This window comes from Ensifer sp. Root954, from assembly GCF_001429005.1.
Classification (GTDB): domain Bacteria; phylum Pseudomonadota; class Alphaproteobacteria; order Rhizobiales; family Rhizobiaceae; genus Ensifer; species Ensifer adhaerens.
This window is the reverse complement of record NZ_LMJM01000041.1, coordinates 1-15,593: the sequence shown is the minus strand read 5'-3', so window position 1 is coordinate 15,593 and position 15,593 is coordinate 1. Positions and strand designations below refer to the sequence as shown.

Annotated in this window: 12 protein-coding genes; 6 read left to right on the top strand and 6 right to left on the bottom strand. The window is 62.4% G+C overall.

The window, feature by feature from the left end:
• Nucleotides 1-366 precede the first annotated feature (366 nt).
• Together ASE71_RS24600 and ASE71_RS24595 are read right to left on the bottom strand one after the other, a co-directional pair.
• Nucleotides 367-1,140 carry an FkbM family methyltransferase gene (locus ASE71_RS24600; RefSeq protein WP_156400759.1) on the bottom strand — a complete coding sequence of 258 codons (774 nt, stop codon included), beginning with the start codon at nt 1,138-1,140 and terminating at the stop codon, nt 367-369.
• A gap of 134 nt (nt 1,141-1,274) precedes the next feature.
• Nucleotides 1,275-2,369 (bottom strand): LacI family DNA-binding transcriptional regulator, encoded by a 1,095-nt coding sequence (locus ASE71_RS24595; protein WP_060521185.1) that lies wholly within the window; start codon nt 2,367-2,369, stop codon nt 1,275-1,277.
• A 274-nt stretch (nt 2,370-2,643) separates the two neighbouring features.
• On the opposite strand from ASE71_RS24595, the gene ASE71_RS24590 reads away from it, so the two are divergent.
• The 5 genes from ASE71_RS24590 to ASE71_RS24570 all read left to right on the top strand — a co-directional run bounded on the left by ASE71_RS24590 (nt 2,644) and on the right by ASE71_RS24570 (nt 8,466).
• Entirely contained in the window at nt 2,644-3,624 is a 981-nt protein-coding gene (locus ASE71_RS24590) for an ABC transporter substrate-binding protein (RefSeq protein WP_057251674.1), read from the top strand.
• Nucleotides 3,625-3,772: 148 nt separating this feature from the next.
• The gene (locus ASE71_RS24585) at nt 3,773-5,287 is read left to right on the top strand and encodes a sugar ABC transporter ATP-binding protein (protein WP_060521186.1); all 1,515 of its coding nucleotides are present in this window, start codon (nt 3,773-3,775) and stop codon (nt 5,285-5,287) included.
• Between the two features lies 1 nt (nt 5,288).
• A complete protein-coding gene (locus ASE71_RS24580; protein ID WP_034803379.1) occupies nt 5,289-6,299 on the top strand; it encodes an ABC transporter permease in 1,011 nt (336 codons plus the stop codon).
• An 11-nt stretch (nt 6,300-6,310) separates the two neighbouring features.
• Complete coding sequence (locus ASE71_RS24575) at nt 6,311-7,294, top strand: ABC transporter permease (RefSeq protein ID WP_060521187.1); 984 nt, start codon at nt 6,311-6,313, stop codon at nt 7,292-7,294.
• Between the two features lie 521 nt (nt 7,295-7,815).
• Nucleotides 7,816-8,466 (top strand): glutathione S-transferase family protein, encoded by a 651-nt coding sequence (locus tag ASE71_RS24570; protein ID WP_060521188.1) that lies wholly within the window; start codon nt 7,816-7,818, stop codon nt 8,464-8,466.
• A gap of 27 nt (nt 8,467-8,493) precedes the next feature.
• Here the strand turns inward: ASE71_RS24570 and ASE71_RS24565 are convergent, their stop codons facing one another.
• From ASE71_RS24565 to ASE71_RS24550, 4 genes are all read right to left on the bottom strand, one after another.
• Nucleotides 8,494-11,646 carry an efflux RND transporter permease subunit gene (locus ASE71_RS24565; RefSeq protein ID WP_060521330.1) on the bottom strand — a complete coding sequence of 1,051 codons (3,153 nt, stop codon included), beginning with the start codon at nt 11,644-11,646 and terminating at the stop codon, nt 8,494-8,496.
• Between the two features lie 28 nt (nt 11,647-11,674).
• Nucleotides 11,675-12,847: an efflux RND transporter periplasmic adaptor subunit gene (locus ASE71_RS24560; protein WP_051659651.1), complete on the bottom strand. Its 1,173-nt coding sequence runs from the start codon at nt 12,845-12,847 to the stop codon at nt 11,675-11,677.
• Between the two features lie 186 nt (nt 12,848-13,033).
• Nucleotides 13,034-13,507 (bottom strand): SRPBCC family protein, encoded by a 474-nt coding sequence (locus ASE71_RS24555; protein WP_060521189.1) that lies wholly within the window; start codon nt 13,505-13,507, stop codon nt 13,034-13,036.
• A complete protein-coding gene (locus ASE71_RS24550; protein WP_060521190.1) occupies nt 13,500-14,015 on the bottom strand; it encodes an SgcJ/EcaC family oxidoreductase in 516 nt (171 codons plus the stop codon). Before ASE71_RS24550 ends, ASE71_RS24555 begins: the two co-directional genes overlap by 8 nt.
• Nucleotides 14,016-14,353: 338 nt before the next feature.
• Between ASE71_RS24550 and ASE71_RS24545 the strand changes: the two genes are divergently transcribed.
• Nucleotides 14,354-15,292, top strand: a complete 939-nt coding sequence (locus tag ASE71_RS24545) for a LysR family transcriptional regulator (protein ID WP_060521191.1) — start codon at nt 14,354-14,356, stop codon at nt 15,290-15,292.
• Nucleotides 15,293-15,593: the final 301 nt, after the last annotated feature.

Genomic DNA, 15,593 nt, shown 5'->3' with positions numbered 1-15,593 from the left:
GCCGGCGGGCAGTGTCGCATTTCTAAATGGCTGGCGACGTCGCAGCCCTATTCAGCTTTGACAGAACTTGTAGTCGGGTACATTCTAATTTGAAGTGCGACAGTTGGGCCAGTTAGAGATGCGACAGTCTCGCCTCTCGACTCACTGGTCAAAGCCGTGCCCCTTCGACGCGCCGGCAGAGCGCGACCATGTACCTAACTGCGCGGAGCATGACGACGAGAAACGAGCCCCCGGCTTCGCCCCTCAAACCAAGACCCGACGTTCGCGCGGGACTTCGACCGGAAGCACCTCCCGGGTGCCATGGATGTGGAAAGATCGCCACCAAGTACCCAAGCGCAACCATGTGAGATCGACGATCTGCCTGCTCTAGTGCCAATCCAGGCAGACATTCGTGATCTTCTCCCGTTCGATCCGCAAGCGCAGCGCACCGATCCGAGCGGCTAGCTCTTCCGAGAAGAATTCATGGGTTTCCACCAGGATCAAGTCGATCTGACGCTCGAGGCGTTCCGCGAGCAGGGCTTCGAGGACTTCAGCCTCGTAACCTTCAATGTCGAGTTTGAGGATGCGCACGCGCTCCGGCAAACCACGAATGTATTCAGCCAGGTTGGCGATCTCCACCTGAGCAACGGGTGCCGTCGTGTGAACGTCGCGACGCATCAAGGAGGAGGCAATCGTCTCCTTGATGTTGCCATCGGCAAGCGCCTCGGTCTGATAGAAAGGCGCAAAGCCGGCGGCTGCCCCGACAGCCTTCTGCTCGATGACCAGTCGCGGCTCGTTCGGGAAGCGCGCTTTGAGGACCGCAAGTGCAGTCGGATCCGGCTCAAACGCAATTACCTTCATTCCCTTGGCCAGGAAATAGCCGCTGACATCACCCACGTTGGCGCCGCAATCAAGCACCAGTGCACCCCTTGGCAGTCTGCGCACGGCCGTCCGCATTTTCAGCAGGGCACCTTTGAAGGCATCTCCCTGCTTGCCCCTGCGCTTTCGATAGAGATGCCAGCGCAACCACGAAACCCAGTAGGCTTCCTTCTCAAACATCAATAACCAATCCCAATACCGCGATTGCAGTCTGCTGGACGCAGACTCACGGACCGCCGAAAATAACGGCGGCCGGATAACACACGTAACCGTTGTGTACAAACGAGCGTTTTTATGGCGGTCGTGCTGATGACACACGTTGAGCAAGGGATCCGAAGTATCTAGATTACCGGCGTCGGCGTCACGGCCTCGCGCGCGCCGCGGCGGGGCAAGGGAGGGAGCGCTGCTGGCGGCGTTTATCGAGCGTTCTTTGAAGCTCTGGCTGCGGACAGGAGAGCGGTGGTATCGCGAACCACCAGCGGTCCGTCGACTTTTATTGTCATCGGCCGCATGTGTTTTCCGTGGATCGCCATGTCGATCAGAAGTTCGGCCGCCTTCTGGCCCATTTCATAGTTCGGCAGCACGAGGGTCGAGAGCGGCGGATGGGTGTAGCGCGCCAGTTCCTGGTCGTCATAGCCCATCACCGAGAGATCGGTGGGCACCCGCAAGCCCTTTTCCTGGGCCGCCTCCATGACGCCGATCGCCATCAGGTCATTGCCGCAGAAAATGGCTGTCGGCGGGTTGGGCATGGAGAGCAGGTCCAGCCCGGCCTCGTAGCCGCGGAGCGGCAGCCAGTCGCCATCGCGCACCAGCGTCTCGTCGAAAGCGATGTCGGCTGAGGCAAGCGCCTGCTTGTAGCCTTTTAGCCTATCCATGGCGGCATCCATCCAGCACTCGCCGTTGATGAAGCCGATGCGCTTGTGGCCGAGCGCCGTCAGATGCGCTGTGGCGGCGAAACCGCCGGCGACCTCCCCCGGCACGATCGCCACATGCTGGCGCGGCTCGCAGTAACAATTGAGAAGCACGGTCGGCAGCGGCGCCAACGCCCCGGGAACGGCAACCTTGCGGGTGAAGATCGTCGCGTAAATGACGCCGGCGATGGAGGGGTCGCGCAGGACCGACCGCAGAACCGCTTCCTCGAGTTCCGGGTTCGATCGGGTGACATGCGCCGAGACCAGCATGCCTTGCTCGAAAGCATAATCGCGAATGCCGTCGAGGCTGACGACCGGGTGCGGGCTGGTGGAGATTTCATCGACGATGAAGGCGATTGTGTCCTTCTCTACCGCCGGCGCCGCTGCAACCGGACCTCGGGTCGCTGGCAGTTTATAACCGATTTTATGAGCAGCCTCGCGCACCTTCTGCTGCGTTTCGGGCGAGATGCGCGAGCCCGACATCTCGTTCAGCACCAGGGAAACGCTTGACTGGGAAACGCCGGCTATCCTGGCGACATCCGTCATGGTTGGGCGTCCTTCCCCCTTTTTCTCCAGATTTCGCCCGTTTCCCTTGGCCATGTGTGCTCCCCTACCCTACAGCACCGCGCGTCTAGGAGACGTGCAAAGGTCGCTGTAGCACTTTGAATTTCTGCATGTTTTTCCCCTTCAATCGGAGACGATTAAAGGAAACATGCAGTTGAGCGTGCATTGCACCGCACGCGGGCTTTTGCAAGTGCTCATAAATTTTGGCCTTGACTGCTAATATTATTAGCGCAAGATTTGGAGATGTGAAGCGCAAAAACGCTCACGTCCGGTAGAGGAGCACCGGCCAATCTGGGAGGAGAACCCGATTATGACCACGATTTCCCGTCGTACCTTCATGCTGGCGGCAACGGCCGTCGGCGCGCTCGCCCTTGCGGGTGTCGCGATCGCCGAAGTGCCGAAGCTCGAGCAGAAGGACAAATACAAGGTCGGCTTCGCGCAGACCGAATCCAACAATCCCTGGCGCATCGCCCAGACGAACAGCATGAAGGCCGAAGCGGAAAAGCTCGGCTTCCAGCTCGTCTATACGGATGCCGCCGGTTCCGCCGCCAAGCAGGTCGCCGACGTCAACTCGATGATCGCTCAAGGCGTCGATGTGATCTTTCTCGCGCCGCGCGAAGAAAAGCCGCTGATCCCCGCCGTCATGGCCGCGAAAAAGGCGGGCATTCCAGTGATCCTGCTCGATCGCTCGGTCGATCCGTCGTTGGCCAAGGCCGGCGAGGACTATCTGACCTTCATCGGCTCGAACTTCGTCGAAGAAGGCAAGCGCGTTGCCGAATGGCTGGTAAAGAACGCCAACGGCAAGTCGAAGATCATCGAGCTCGAAGGCACGACCGGGTCGTCGCCCGCCAACGACCGCAAGAAGGGCTTTGACGAGGCGATCAAAGCGGCCGGCGGTTTCGAGATCGTCGCCTCACAGACCGGCGATTTCGCCCGTGACAAAGGGCGCCAGGTGGCAGAAGCCCTGCTCCAGGCCCATCCGGATGCGGACGTGATCTACGCCCACAACGACGAAATGGCGATCGGCGCGATCGCGGCACTCGAAGCGGCCGGCAAGGTGCCGGGCAAGGACGTCCTGGTGCTGTCGATCGATGGCGGCAAGGAGGCCGTGCAGGCGGTTGTCGACGGCAAGATCGCAGCCGTCGTCGAGTGCAACCCGCGCTTCGGGCCGAAGGCGTTTGAGACGATGATGCGCTACGCCAAGGGCGAAAAGATCGACCCGATGATCATCAACGACGACAAGTTCTACGACGCCTCCAACGCGGCCGCCGAACTCGCCAACGCCTATTGATCCAATCTCCCGAGCCTCCACGGCCGGGACGGCGCAACCGTCTCGGCCGTCTTTTTGACGGCAGCATGACCTTCAGCCCGTTCAAGTGTAGGCTGATGACGCCCACCCCCAAATGGGGCGGCGGATGGCGAAGATAGGGAGGAGACCCATGCTTCTGTCCATGCAGGGCATTTCCAAAGCGTTCGCCGGCGTGCCGGCACTGAAATCCGCCTCGCTCGAGGTCGAACCGGCGGAGGTCATGGCGCTTGTCGGCCAGAACGGCGCCGGCAAGTCGACGCTCATCAAGATCCTGACCGGCGTCTATCGCCGGGACGAAGGCAGCATCGCCTACGACGGTCGGGATGTCGATTTCTCGATGCCGGCTGAGGCGCAGGCCGCCGGGATCGCGACGATCTACCAGGAAATCAATCTCGCCCCGCAGCGCTCGGTGGCGGAGAACATCTACCTCTCCCGCGAGCCGAAGCGGTTCGGCATGATCGATTATTCCGCCATGCGGCGCGGGGCCGAAGCGGTGCTCAAAACCTTCAACCTGACGATCGACGTCGACCGTCCCGTCGCGCATTTCGATGCGGCGACACGGCAGATGGTGGCGATCGCCCGCGCGGTGACGCAGAGCGCCCGGCTCGTCATCATGGACGAACCGACCTCCTCGCTCGACGAGCGCGAGGTCGCCATCCTCTTCGATACGATCCGCACGCTGAAACGCTCCGGCGTCGCCGTCATCTTCATCGGCCACCGGCTCGACGAACTCTATGAGATCTGCGACCGCGTGACGATCATGCGCGATGGTCAGACGGTCGCCAAGAGCCCGATGGCGGACATGCCGAAAATGGCGCTGGTGCGCCACATGCTCGGCAAGGAGCTTGCCGCCTTTCAGGCCATGGCACCGGAGAAGGACGCGCCGGTGCGGCCCGTCCGCCTCGAACTCGACAAGGCGGGCGCCGGCGTGCGCGTGCGCGACGTCAGCCTTGCTGTGCGAGAGGGCGAGATCTCCGGCCTTGCCGGACTGCTCGGCTCCGGCCGCACCGAAACGGCGCGCTTGATCTTCGGCGCCGATAGGATGGAGCGCGGCACGATCCGCATGGAGGGACAGGGACGCAGCTATCGCGAACCGGCGGATGCGATCGCTGATGGGATCGGCCTCGTGTCCGAGGACCGGAAGATCGATGGCATCGTGCCCGACATGAGCATCCGCGAAAACATGACGCTCGCCTTGCTGCCAAAGCTGAAGAAAGCCGGTATCGTCGACCGCGCGCGCCAGGATGAGATCGTCAGCCGCTACATCCGGGCGCTTGGCGTCAAATGTGCCTCCCCCGATCAGCCGATCAAGGAGCTTTCCGGCGGCAACCAACAGAAGGTGCTGCTCGCCCGCTGGCTTGCCACAGACCCGCGGGTCCTCATCGTAGATGAGCCGACGCGCGGCATCGACATCGGCGCCAAATCGGAAATCCTCAAACTCCTGCGCAGTCTCGCCGACGAGGGTTTGAGCGTGCTGATGATTTCGTCTGAACTCGAAGAACTGCTTGCCGCCGCCGACCGCGTGACGGTCCTGAGCGACGGTACTTCCGTCGCGACGCTGTCGCGCAAGGACTTGAGCGAGACGGCGCTGCTTGCCGCCATGGCCCACCAGGAAGTCCACCAGGAAGCCCACCAGGAAGAATGACATGACGACGATCGAGACCCCTGCCCCGCAGCCGTCGGGAACCCTTTCGTCCGGAAACAGGCTTTTGACGCTCGCCAGCCGCTACGGCACCTTCGTCGCCTTCCTGGCGCTGATCCTCTTCAACGTCGCCGTCACGCCGAACTTCCTGTCCTTGCAGACGCTGAACGTGAACCTCACCCAGGTTGCGACAATCGTCATCGTCGCGACCGGAATGACGCTCGTTATTGCCACCGGCGGCATCGACCTCTCCGTCGGTTCGTTGATGGCAATTGCCGGCGCACTGGCGCCGATGATCTTCATGGGCCAGTTCTGGCCGGTGGAAAACATGGCGCTCGCGGTGGCTCTTGCCTTCCTCTTGCCGATCGCCGCCGCTGCCCTCTTCGGCCTCTTCAACGGTTTCCTCGTCACCCGCTTTTCGATCCAGCCGATCATCGCCACGCTTGTGCTGTTCATCGCCGGCCGTGGCATCGCCCAGGTGATGACCAACGGCAACCTGCAGGTCTTCAAGAATGAAGGCTTCCAGTTCATCGCACTCGGTCGCATCGCCGGCGTTCCGGCCCAGGTCCTGCTGATGATCGTCATCGTCGCAGCGGCTTTCGCGATGATCCGCTACACCGTCATCGGCCGACAGATCATCGCCGTCGGTGGCAACGAGAAGGCCGCCCGCCTGACCGGCATACCGGTGAAACGGGTCAAGCTCTTCGTCTACATGATAAGCGGCGCGCTTGCCGGTGTGGCCGGTCTCATCGTCGTTGCCCGCAACTCTGCAAGCGATGCCAACCTTGTCGGCCTCGGCATGGAGCTCGATGCTATCGCCGCGGTTGCTGTCGGCGGGACGCTACTGACGGGCGGACGGGCCAACATCGTCGGCACGGTACTCGGCGCGCTCGTGATCCAGCTGGTGCGTTACACGCTGCTTGCCAATGGCGTTCCGGATGCGGCAGCGCTCATCGTCAAGGCCGGGCTGATTGTCACCGCCGTCTTCATCCAGCAGCGCGCCAGCAAACATTAGAGGCAACCACGATGCAACCGATCCTCCGCCTCTTCCTGGTCAAGAACTCCGGCGACCTTGCCCGGTTCGGCGTCATCCTGGCGCTTGCCGGTCTCATCCTCTTCGGGGCGCTGCGCTATGAAAACTTCCTGTCGCCCTATAACATCCTGAGCTTCCTGCGCTACAACTCGATGTTCGCGCTGATCGCGCTCGGCATGGCCTTTGTCATCATCACCGGCGGCATCGACCTGTCGGTCGGCGGCACGGCGGCGATGGCAAGCGTGGTGGCAGCCCTGTTATCCCCCTATCATTGGGCGGCGGGGCTTGCGGGCGGCATGGCGGCAGGCCTTGCCGTCGGCGCGCTCAACGGCTTCATCATTACGAAGATGCGGATCCAGCCCTTCATCGCCACACTCGCGACGATGCTCGCCGCCTATGGCACCGGCCTTTTGTTAGCGGACAACCAGTCTGTCTCCGTCTCCTATGACACCGGTTTCACGGTGATCGGGCAGGACGATTTTTTGGGCTTCCCCATTCCCGCCTGGATCGCGCTTGCGGCCTATGTGCTCGGCTGGCTCGTGCTGCAAAAGGTCCCGATCGGACGGCATATCCTGGCGATCGGTGACGGCGAGGCGACGGCTGGCCTGATGGGCCTGAAGGTGGAGCGCGCGCTTGCCGGCGTCTATCTCGCCTCGGGCACGCTCGCCGGTCTTGCCGGCGTCATCCTCGCTTCCCAGTTCGGCGCGGGGCAACCGACGGAAGGCGTGGGCTGGGAACTCTTCGCGATCGCTTCCGTCGTCGTCGGCGGTACGCTGTTGACCGGAGGTTCCGGCTCAGTTGGTGCGACGCTTGCCGGCGCGCTGCTGCTTGCCATGGTCTTCAACATCCTGAACTTCGAAAACGGCCTCGGCTGGATCTCGCTTTCCGCCTACTGGCAGTCCGTTATCCGCGGCGCCTTCCTGCTCGTCGTGGTCGTGCTTCAGGCAAAGCTGATGGCACGGCATCGCAGCACCTAGACCCTCCATCGCGAACGGGGCGCGAACATCCACAGGACGAAACGGGGAAACCTACCCCTGGATTAGCTCTCGTGGAGCAGGAACAATGCATGACCGCTAAAGGTGCAAGCCCGCGCCAATAGGATTGCGCATCGCAGCGATAAACAGACAGCAAAAAAGGCCGGAGCGCGCTGGCTCCGGCCTTCTTTTCTTTTTCGCTCTCAAGGCTTCTGCCAGTACATCCATGGTCAAAAGGCGAAAGCGATACGCAACTGCCGGCATCAACTTCCATTGCGCTCGACAATAACGTTTATGACACTTTTATACTTCGCCACGGCTGTTGGAGCAAGCTGTCCATTCGGGCTAGTCTCGACGAGCAGTACGTCTTTTTGAAGCGAGCCGGCTGTTCTCCGACCGAGGAAGAGATCACTTTATCTGCCAGCATCATCGCGGTTTCCGCTTCCGGCGCCGAGCGGCGAAAATGAATGTCGGCATCCCGCTTGGCCAATCGTCTTCAGGACAGGCAAGCCGTGGAGGATAAGATGACGATCACGATTACCGCCTTTGAAAAATCGCCCGATCGCGGCCGAGGTCTCGCACGCGACATGCGCGTTCGCTGGGCGCTCGAAGAAGTGGGGCAGCCCTACGAGGTTCGCCTCGTTACCTTCAAGACGATGAAGGAACTTGCGCACATCGCGCTTCAGCCGTTCGGGCAGATCCCTACCTATCAGGACGGCGACCTTGCCCTGTTCGAAACCGGTGCCATCGTGTTTCATGTCGCGGAGCGTCATGCCGGCCTGCTTCCAAGTGACGCCGATGCCCGCGCACGGGCGATCACTTGGATGTTTGCCTCGCTTAACACCGTGGAGCCGCCGATCCTCGAGCGTGAAGCGACCACCTACGTGGAGCGGGACAAGGACTGGTATCAGGAGCGCCTGCTGATGCTCGAAGATCGTATCCGAGTTCGGCTCGCCCAATTGTCCAGGCGGCTCGCGGAGGCCGACTGGCTCGATGGCGCCTTCAGTGCCGGCGACCTGCTGATGGTAACGGTGCTGCGCAGGCTGGAAAACTCAGGCTTGCTCGACGCGTATCCCAACCTCTCCGCCTACGTCGCGCGCGGCAAGGCGCGGCCGGCCTACAAGCGCGCCTTCGATGCGCAGCTTGCGGTCTTCACATCCGCCTCATCCGCCTGAGGGTAGCGTGATTCCGGAACGGGCGGGCTATCCGTGTCCCGGCTGATCGTCGACCGCAGTCGGTCGTTCGCCCCTGGTGATCTGCAGCCCCTGGCGAACCAGGCGGGAAGCGACCCGCATGAAATCTTCCATGTATAGATAGATGACAGGGGTCACGAAGAGGGTCACAAGCTGCGACACCAGCAGGCCGCCGACGACGGCGACCCCAAGCGGCTGGCGCAGTTCTGCGCTGGCGCCGCTGCCGATCGCGATCGGCAGCGTGCTCATGATCGCAGCAACCGAGGTCATCATGATCGGGCGGAAGCGCATGACACAAGCCTTATGGATGGCCTCGGCGGCCGGCGAACCGGCGCGCTGCAGCGTCAGCGCAACGTCGATCATCATGATGGCGTTCTTCTTGACGATACCGATCAGCATTAGCACGCCGACAATAGCGATGATCGAGAGGTCGAAACCGCCGAAATGGATGGCAAGCAACGCCCCGGATATGGCTGACGGCAGACCGGAAAGCACGGTCAATGGATGGATCAGGCTTTCATAGAGAATACCGAGCACGAGGTAGATCGTGAGGATAGCCGCCAGCACCAGCAGACCCTGGTTGGCGGCGGCGTCTTCGAATAACTGCGTGGTGCCGTAATTGCGGGTCGTCACCTCAGACGGCATGCCGATTTCTGCCTTGAGGCGGTCGATCTCCGCAAGGGCGTCACCGAGGGCGACCTTGGCCGGCAGGTTGAAGGAAAGCGTGACCGCTGGCAGCTGGCCGAGCTGGTTGATGGTGAGCGGTCCGGATACGGTCTCGACCCGGGCGAAGGCCCCGAGCGGAACAAGGCCGCCATTGGCACTGCCGACACGCAGTTCGTCGAACTTGTCGGCTGACCATTGCATCGAGGGATCGAGTTCCAGGATCACTTCGTAGCTGTCGCCTGCCGTGTAGATCGTCGAGATCTGCTCGGTACCGAAACTGCCATAGAGCGTGGTGCGCAGTTCGCTCGCGTTGACCCCGAGCGTTGCCGCCTTGTCGAGGTCGACCACGAGGCGTGTTTGTGGAGCGTTGATCTGAAGGTCGCTGTTGACGTCGGTAAAGAAGGTCCGATCCGCGCTCATCGCATCATGGAGCTTCTGCGCCCATTCGTTCATCAACGGCTGATCGAGGCTCTGGAGCACCAGCTGGTACTGGCTGGCCGACGCGCGCGATCCGACCGAGAGGTTCTGGACCGGCGACATGAAGGCCTGGATACCGGGGATCGCCGCCAGCTTCCGGCGCAAATCCGCAAGGACGGTTTCAAGCGGCGGACGCTCGGTCTTGGGCTTTAGCTCGACGAAAAGCCGACCGGAGTTGAGCGCGCTCGACGCGCCGCCCGAGCCGATCGTGCTTGCGACATGGGCGACGTAGGGTGAACTGGCAAACACCGCCTCCACATTGGACTGGAGCTTCGACATGGCGGCGAAGGAAATGTCCTGGCGCGCCTGGGTCGTAACCTGCAACTGGCCGATGTCCTCCTGCGGGAAGAACCCCTTCGGGATCGTGGCGATCTGGTAGCCCGTGATCACGACGGTAAACAGGAAAAGCAGAAACACCAGCGCGCGCGCCTTTATGCAGAGCGATAGCAGCCGCTCATAGGCGCGCAGAAGCCCGTCGAAACCTCGTTCGAATACAAGATCCAGCTGCCGCAGCCAGCGCGCTTTCTCTGCTCCATCCGCCCTCACCGGAAGCCGCGCTGCAAGCATCGGCGTCAGGGTAAGGGAAACGAAGGCGGAAGCGAGGATGGCAACGGTGACGACGATCGCAAATTCGTTGAGAATGCGGCCGATCACGCCGCCCATCAGCAAGACGGGAATGAAGACCGCGACGAGCGACAGCGAAATCGCGATGATCGTAAAGCCGATCTCACGCGAACCGATGAGCGCCGCCGAGAAGGCATCGATGCCGTCCTCTTCCATGTGCCGCACGATATTTTCCAGCATGACGATGGCGTCATCCACCACCAGCCCGACGGAAAGCGTGAGCGCCATCAGCGAGATATTGTCGATCGAAAAGCCAAGCGGATACATCGCCGCGAAGGTGGCGATGATCGAGATCGGAACGGCAAGCGCTGGAATAAGCGTCGCCCAGAGGCGGCGAACGAAGGCGAAGATGACGAGGATCACGAGGCCGACGGTGAGGATCAGGGTGAACTGGACGTCGTGCACCGCCCCGCGGATCGACATGGACCGGTCGCTGAGCGTTTCGATCGAGGCTGCGGCCGGAAGCGACTGGCGAAGCGACGGCAGAAGCGCCTGCACCCGGTCGACGACTTCAACAGTATTTGCATCCGGCTGCCGCTGGATGGCCAGGATGATCGCCCGCGAACCGTCGTGCCAGCTTGCCGTCTGGTTGTTGGCAACGGAATCGATCACCGTCGCGACGTCACCGAGCCGCACGGTCCTGCCGTCGACGCTTTTGACGATGATATCCGCGAAACTGGCGGCATTCATGCGCTGCGTGTCCGCAACGATCGCCGCCTGACGATCGCTGGTCTGCGCGGTGCCGAGAGGCGAATTGTCGTTCGCCGCCGCGACCGCCGTCCTCAACTGGTCGACGGAAATGCCGCGCGCGGCAAGCGCGTCAGGATGCATCTGAATGCGCACGGCATATTGCTGGCTGCCGAAGATGGACACTTCCGCCACCCCGTCGAGCACCGAAAGCGTGGGCGAAATCACCTGCTGCGCGATGGCGTCGAGGGCGGTGAGCGGCACGGTGCTGCTCTTCAGCGCCAGGAGCAAGACCGGTGCATCCGCCGGGTTGATCTTCCGGTAACTTGGCGGCGCCGGCATGTCCTGTGGCAGCAGCCTGAGCGTCCTGGTGATAGCTGCCTGCACGTCGGCGGCGGCGGCATCGATGTTGCGCCCGAGCACGAACTCGATTGAAATCGATGTCGAGCCGAGTGCATTCGTCGTCGAGATCGTGTCGATCCCGGCGATGGTGGCGAACTGCTTGATCAGCGGAATGGCGACCGACGTCGACATGGTCTCGGGCGAGGCGCCGGGCAACGAGGCAGAAACGTTGATGACCGGGAAATCCGTTCGCGGAAGCGCGGCAATCGGCAGGACGAGATAGCTGAAAACGCCGGCCAGGATGAGCGCGACCGATAACAATACGGTCGCGATCGGGCGGCGGATACTGAACTCGGACAGCGGCATTTCACGCACTCCCGAATGATGGCAAATCCTAATCCGCGGCCAGATCGGCCGCGCCTGCAGCGACAACGACATCACCCGACTTCAGCCGCGCCTGTCCTTCGATGATGACCCGGTCACCGGCGGCAAGGCCCGTGCCGATGGCGGCCTCCTTGCCGTCGTCGGCCAGCACGGACACGGCGCGGGTCTCGACCGTGTTGTCATCCTTCACATCAAAGACGAACGGGCCGTCCTGCCCGGGCTGGACCGCAACGCTCGGGATAACAGGCGCCTGATGCAGTTGCGCCTGATCGATATCGACATCCACGAACTGGCCCGGCCAGAGCTTCTGAGCGGTATTGGGGAAGGTCGCGCGCATGGCGATGGTGCCGGATGCGGTATCGACGGCAGAATCGATGAAATCGAGTACGCCTTCGCCGATCACTGTTTGCGTGCCGCTCGACCTGGCACGAACCGGTGGAGGCGTCCCGCGATCAATCAGATCCTTGAACGTCTGCAAGCGCTCTTCCGGCAGGCGGAACGTAACGTCGATCGGGTCGATCGCCGTGATCGTCACCAGATTGTTCGATGTCGCGCCCGATTGGCCGACAAGATCTCCGAGCGCGACCTGCACGGCGCCCAGGCGTCCACCGATCGGCGCGGTGATCTCGGTCAGGCTCAGCGCGACCTGATCGGCATCCACGGTGGCGCGATCGGCATCCAGGGTCCCCTGCGCCGCCTGCTGAAGCGAGAGAGCGGTGTCATAGCTTTGCTGGGTGCCGGTCTTGTCGTCGCGCAAGGTTTTGGCACGCTCGAGTTCCGTGTTGGCGTCGGCAAGCTGCGCGGTATCCTTGGCGACGATCGCCTGGTCACGGGCAAGCCCGGCCTTTATCGTGCGGTCGTCGAGCGTGAACAGCAGGTCGCCCGCCTTGACCATCTGCCCGTCCTTGATGTGGATGGCCGTGATCTGGCTCGCAATGCGCGCGCCCACTTCCACGGTATCGGGGGCCTGCACGTTGCCCAGGGCATGGACGACAACGGGAACATCTTTAAGCGTCACTGTCGCCGTCTGCACGGACACGGCGCCACGCTTGGTGCTGACGGCCGCGTTGGCTGGCAATTTCGCTTCGCTCGGCACGGGCTTGCGCGCCACCACGAACCCGACGGCGGCGATTGCGAGAAGAACGACGGCGATACGACACGTGACACTTGATCGGCTGAGCATCGGCGCCTCCGCAGACCTTGCTGTCGGCACGCGGCGATAGGTGGTGCCGACTATCGGAAGCTGGGCCTAAATGTGGCCGCTTCAATGGCGCAACACCCTGAAAAACAATTAAAAATTGTTCATATTCGGGTGTCGCTCATCAGGTTTTGACGGCCATCGCTTCAGTGGTGACGGTTCCTCCGTCCGTCAGGCATCGGCCGGCGCGCGCTCGATTTCGTCGGCAAGCGCCTGAAACAATTCGCGAAACCCAACCTCACGTTCGCCCGGCTCGTTGAGACGATCGAGGAAGGTGGCCTGCTCGGTGTAGTTGAGGCGCGTTCCCTCGCCGTCGGCGGAAAATTCGAGGGTTCCGAGAGAAGCCGAAATCGGCCTTCCCGCCACGGTCATCGTGTAGGAGAAGACGATGCGCTTATTCGCAACGATCTCAAGATAGATCGTGTCGTTGCACATGACCGGGCCGTTTCCGAAGCGGAAGCGGCTGTGCTCGCGGCCGCCGACCTCGAAAGACGAGGTGAATTCGTCGACCGTCCACCCCTCCCCTTCGAAGAACCAGCGTCGTTTGGTGGCGGGATCCGCAAAGGCATGGAAAACGGTCGCCGGTGTTGCGGCGTAGCTGCGGCGAATGACGAAGGTGGCGTGGCCGGCAGATCTTTCATTCATGCGCTTGGGTCTCGCCGCTGGTTGCTTCATCCACCGCCCGCTGCTGGGCGGCGATCTTTTCGTTCTGGTGCGTGGTGTTCTGGGCGACAACGATCCTCCAGGCGCCATCGTGGCGTCGAAGAATATAGAGCGGCCGCCCCTCGTCCTCGCCCGGCCGGCGGTTGCCTTCGGCATCGACAGGAATTTGCCGCACGTTCACCGCGACGACATCCGCATGCAGGAAGGTGATGCGCTCGACGTCGTAGAGCGCCTGAAAATCGCGAAACAGGTTCTGGAGTACGGCGGCGGTGAAGGCATGGATTGCCGGCGCACCGACGATTTGGCGCCCGAATGCGGTTGTCCATACGGCCTGTGGCGCCAGCAACGAGACGAAACCGTCGACGTCCCGGAGCCATTGGGTCTCTTCGACCCGGGCGACGAGCGCGAGAACGGCACTGACATCGCGGGCATCAGGTGACGATACGCCACGAGCTTGGCCGATTGCGGGAATGGGGCGCATGCGCGGCATCACGGCGTGCTCCCAACGGTGCGGTACCCGACCGCTAGAGCCTGGGCGACAGATCCGGAAACGTGGGTGCGAAATACCGGATCCACGCCAGGCCCTAGCAGCAGCCTCGTCCGGCGGCCGGCCGGCGATAGAAGCTTCATCGACGTTGCACGGGACGGAAGAGGCGAAGATACGGACGGTGATGCGATCACAGTCGCATGCCTCCCGCGTGTCGGAGGTGTGATTGATGATCGGCCGTTCCATTGCCTGCTCCCTTAACCCGTGGGCGGAGCATTGCCCAATTCAAATGATCAATGTAATTGCTCAAATATCGATCACTTTGATCGGGATGGCCGATCATGCTGGATGCCTTGACGCTCGACCAGTTGCGCGTATTCGTCGCCGTCGTCGACCACGGTTCGTTCCGGGCGGCAGCGCGCGCGCTCGGGCGTGCCCAATCCGGCCTCAGCAGCGCCATCCTGAACCTCGAAACGGAACTGCGCCTGCCGCTGTTCGACCGCTCCCAGCACCGCCCCGAATTGACGAAGGCCGGAGCGACCTTGCTTGCAGAAGCCAGGACCTTGCTGATAAAGGCCGACGCGCTACGGGCCAAGGCGAACGGCTTCAATCAGGGCATGGAATCGGCGCTGCGCGTGGCGCTCGACCCGCTGCTTCCTCTGCCGGATATCGCACGGGTCATCAGCGATTTTACCCGCGCCCATCCCGGCGTGCGGGTGGAGCTTGTGACGGCGCCGATGACGATGGCGTTGAGCCTGGTGCTCGACGGCGACTGCGACCTCGGCCTGACGGCGGCACAGGAAACGGACGCACATATCGCCAGCGAGGCGGTCGCAGCCTTTCCGGGCATGGTTCCGGTATGCGCCGGCGGTCATCCCCTCGCCGCACCCCGCGACGGAACCGTTGGCCTGACGACGGTCGACCTTGCCGACCATCTGCAGATCGTCGTTGCGGATCCTGCAGCCGATGCGCAGGCGGTGAGCTACGCAGTCTTCTCGCAGCAAACGCTGAGGGTCAGCGACCTTGCGACCAAACACGCCCTCATTCTTGCCGGGGCCGGGTGGGGTCATCTGCCGCTATGGCTGGTCGCGGCAGATCTTGGCGAAGGGCGGCTCTGCGAAGTGCCACTCGCGGCCCGCAACGGTCTCCCCGGCCCGCTTCTCCCCCTCTACACGATCCGCCGGATCGATCGGGTCCGCGGACCCGCAATGGAAAGCCTGTGCAGGCTCATGATTGCCCACTTCGGCGGTCAGCCGCAGGCCACATCGGCGCTCCCCTGATCGGGCCAGCAATACGCAGACGAGTTCGAGAAGGCAGCCAGGGGGTTGACGTCTGCGAGCGGAGCGTCTTCAGTTTGCCCCGAATAGGGTTGCCGCCTTGCAACGGGGCGGCCACGTCCCCATCTCCAGATCTCAAGGCCGCCTGGCCAGGCGACCTGTTCCCCATTGACCTGATCCTACGGCATCGCGCTCAAAGCGGCGAACTTCATTCAGTAAAGGGTTTCCCATGGCTCACTACCCAGACATCCTGCTTCATATCGACGGCGCCTGGCGGCCGGCGCGTTCCGGCAAGACCATTCCC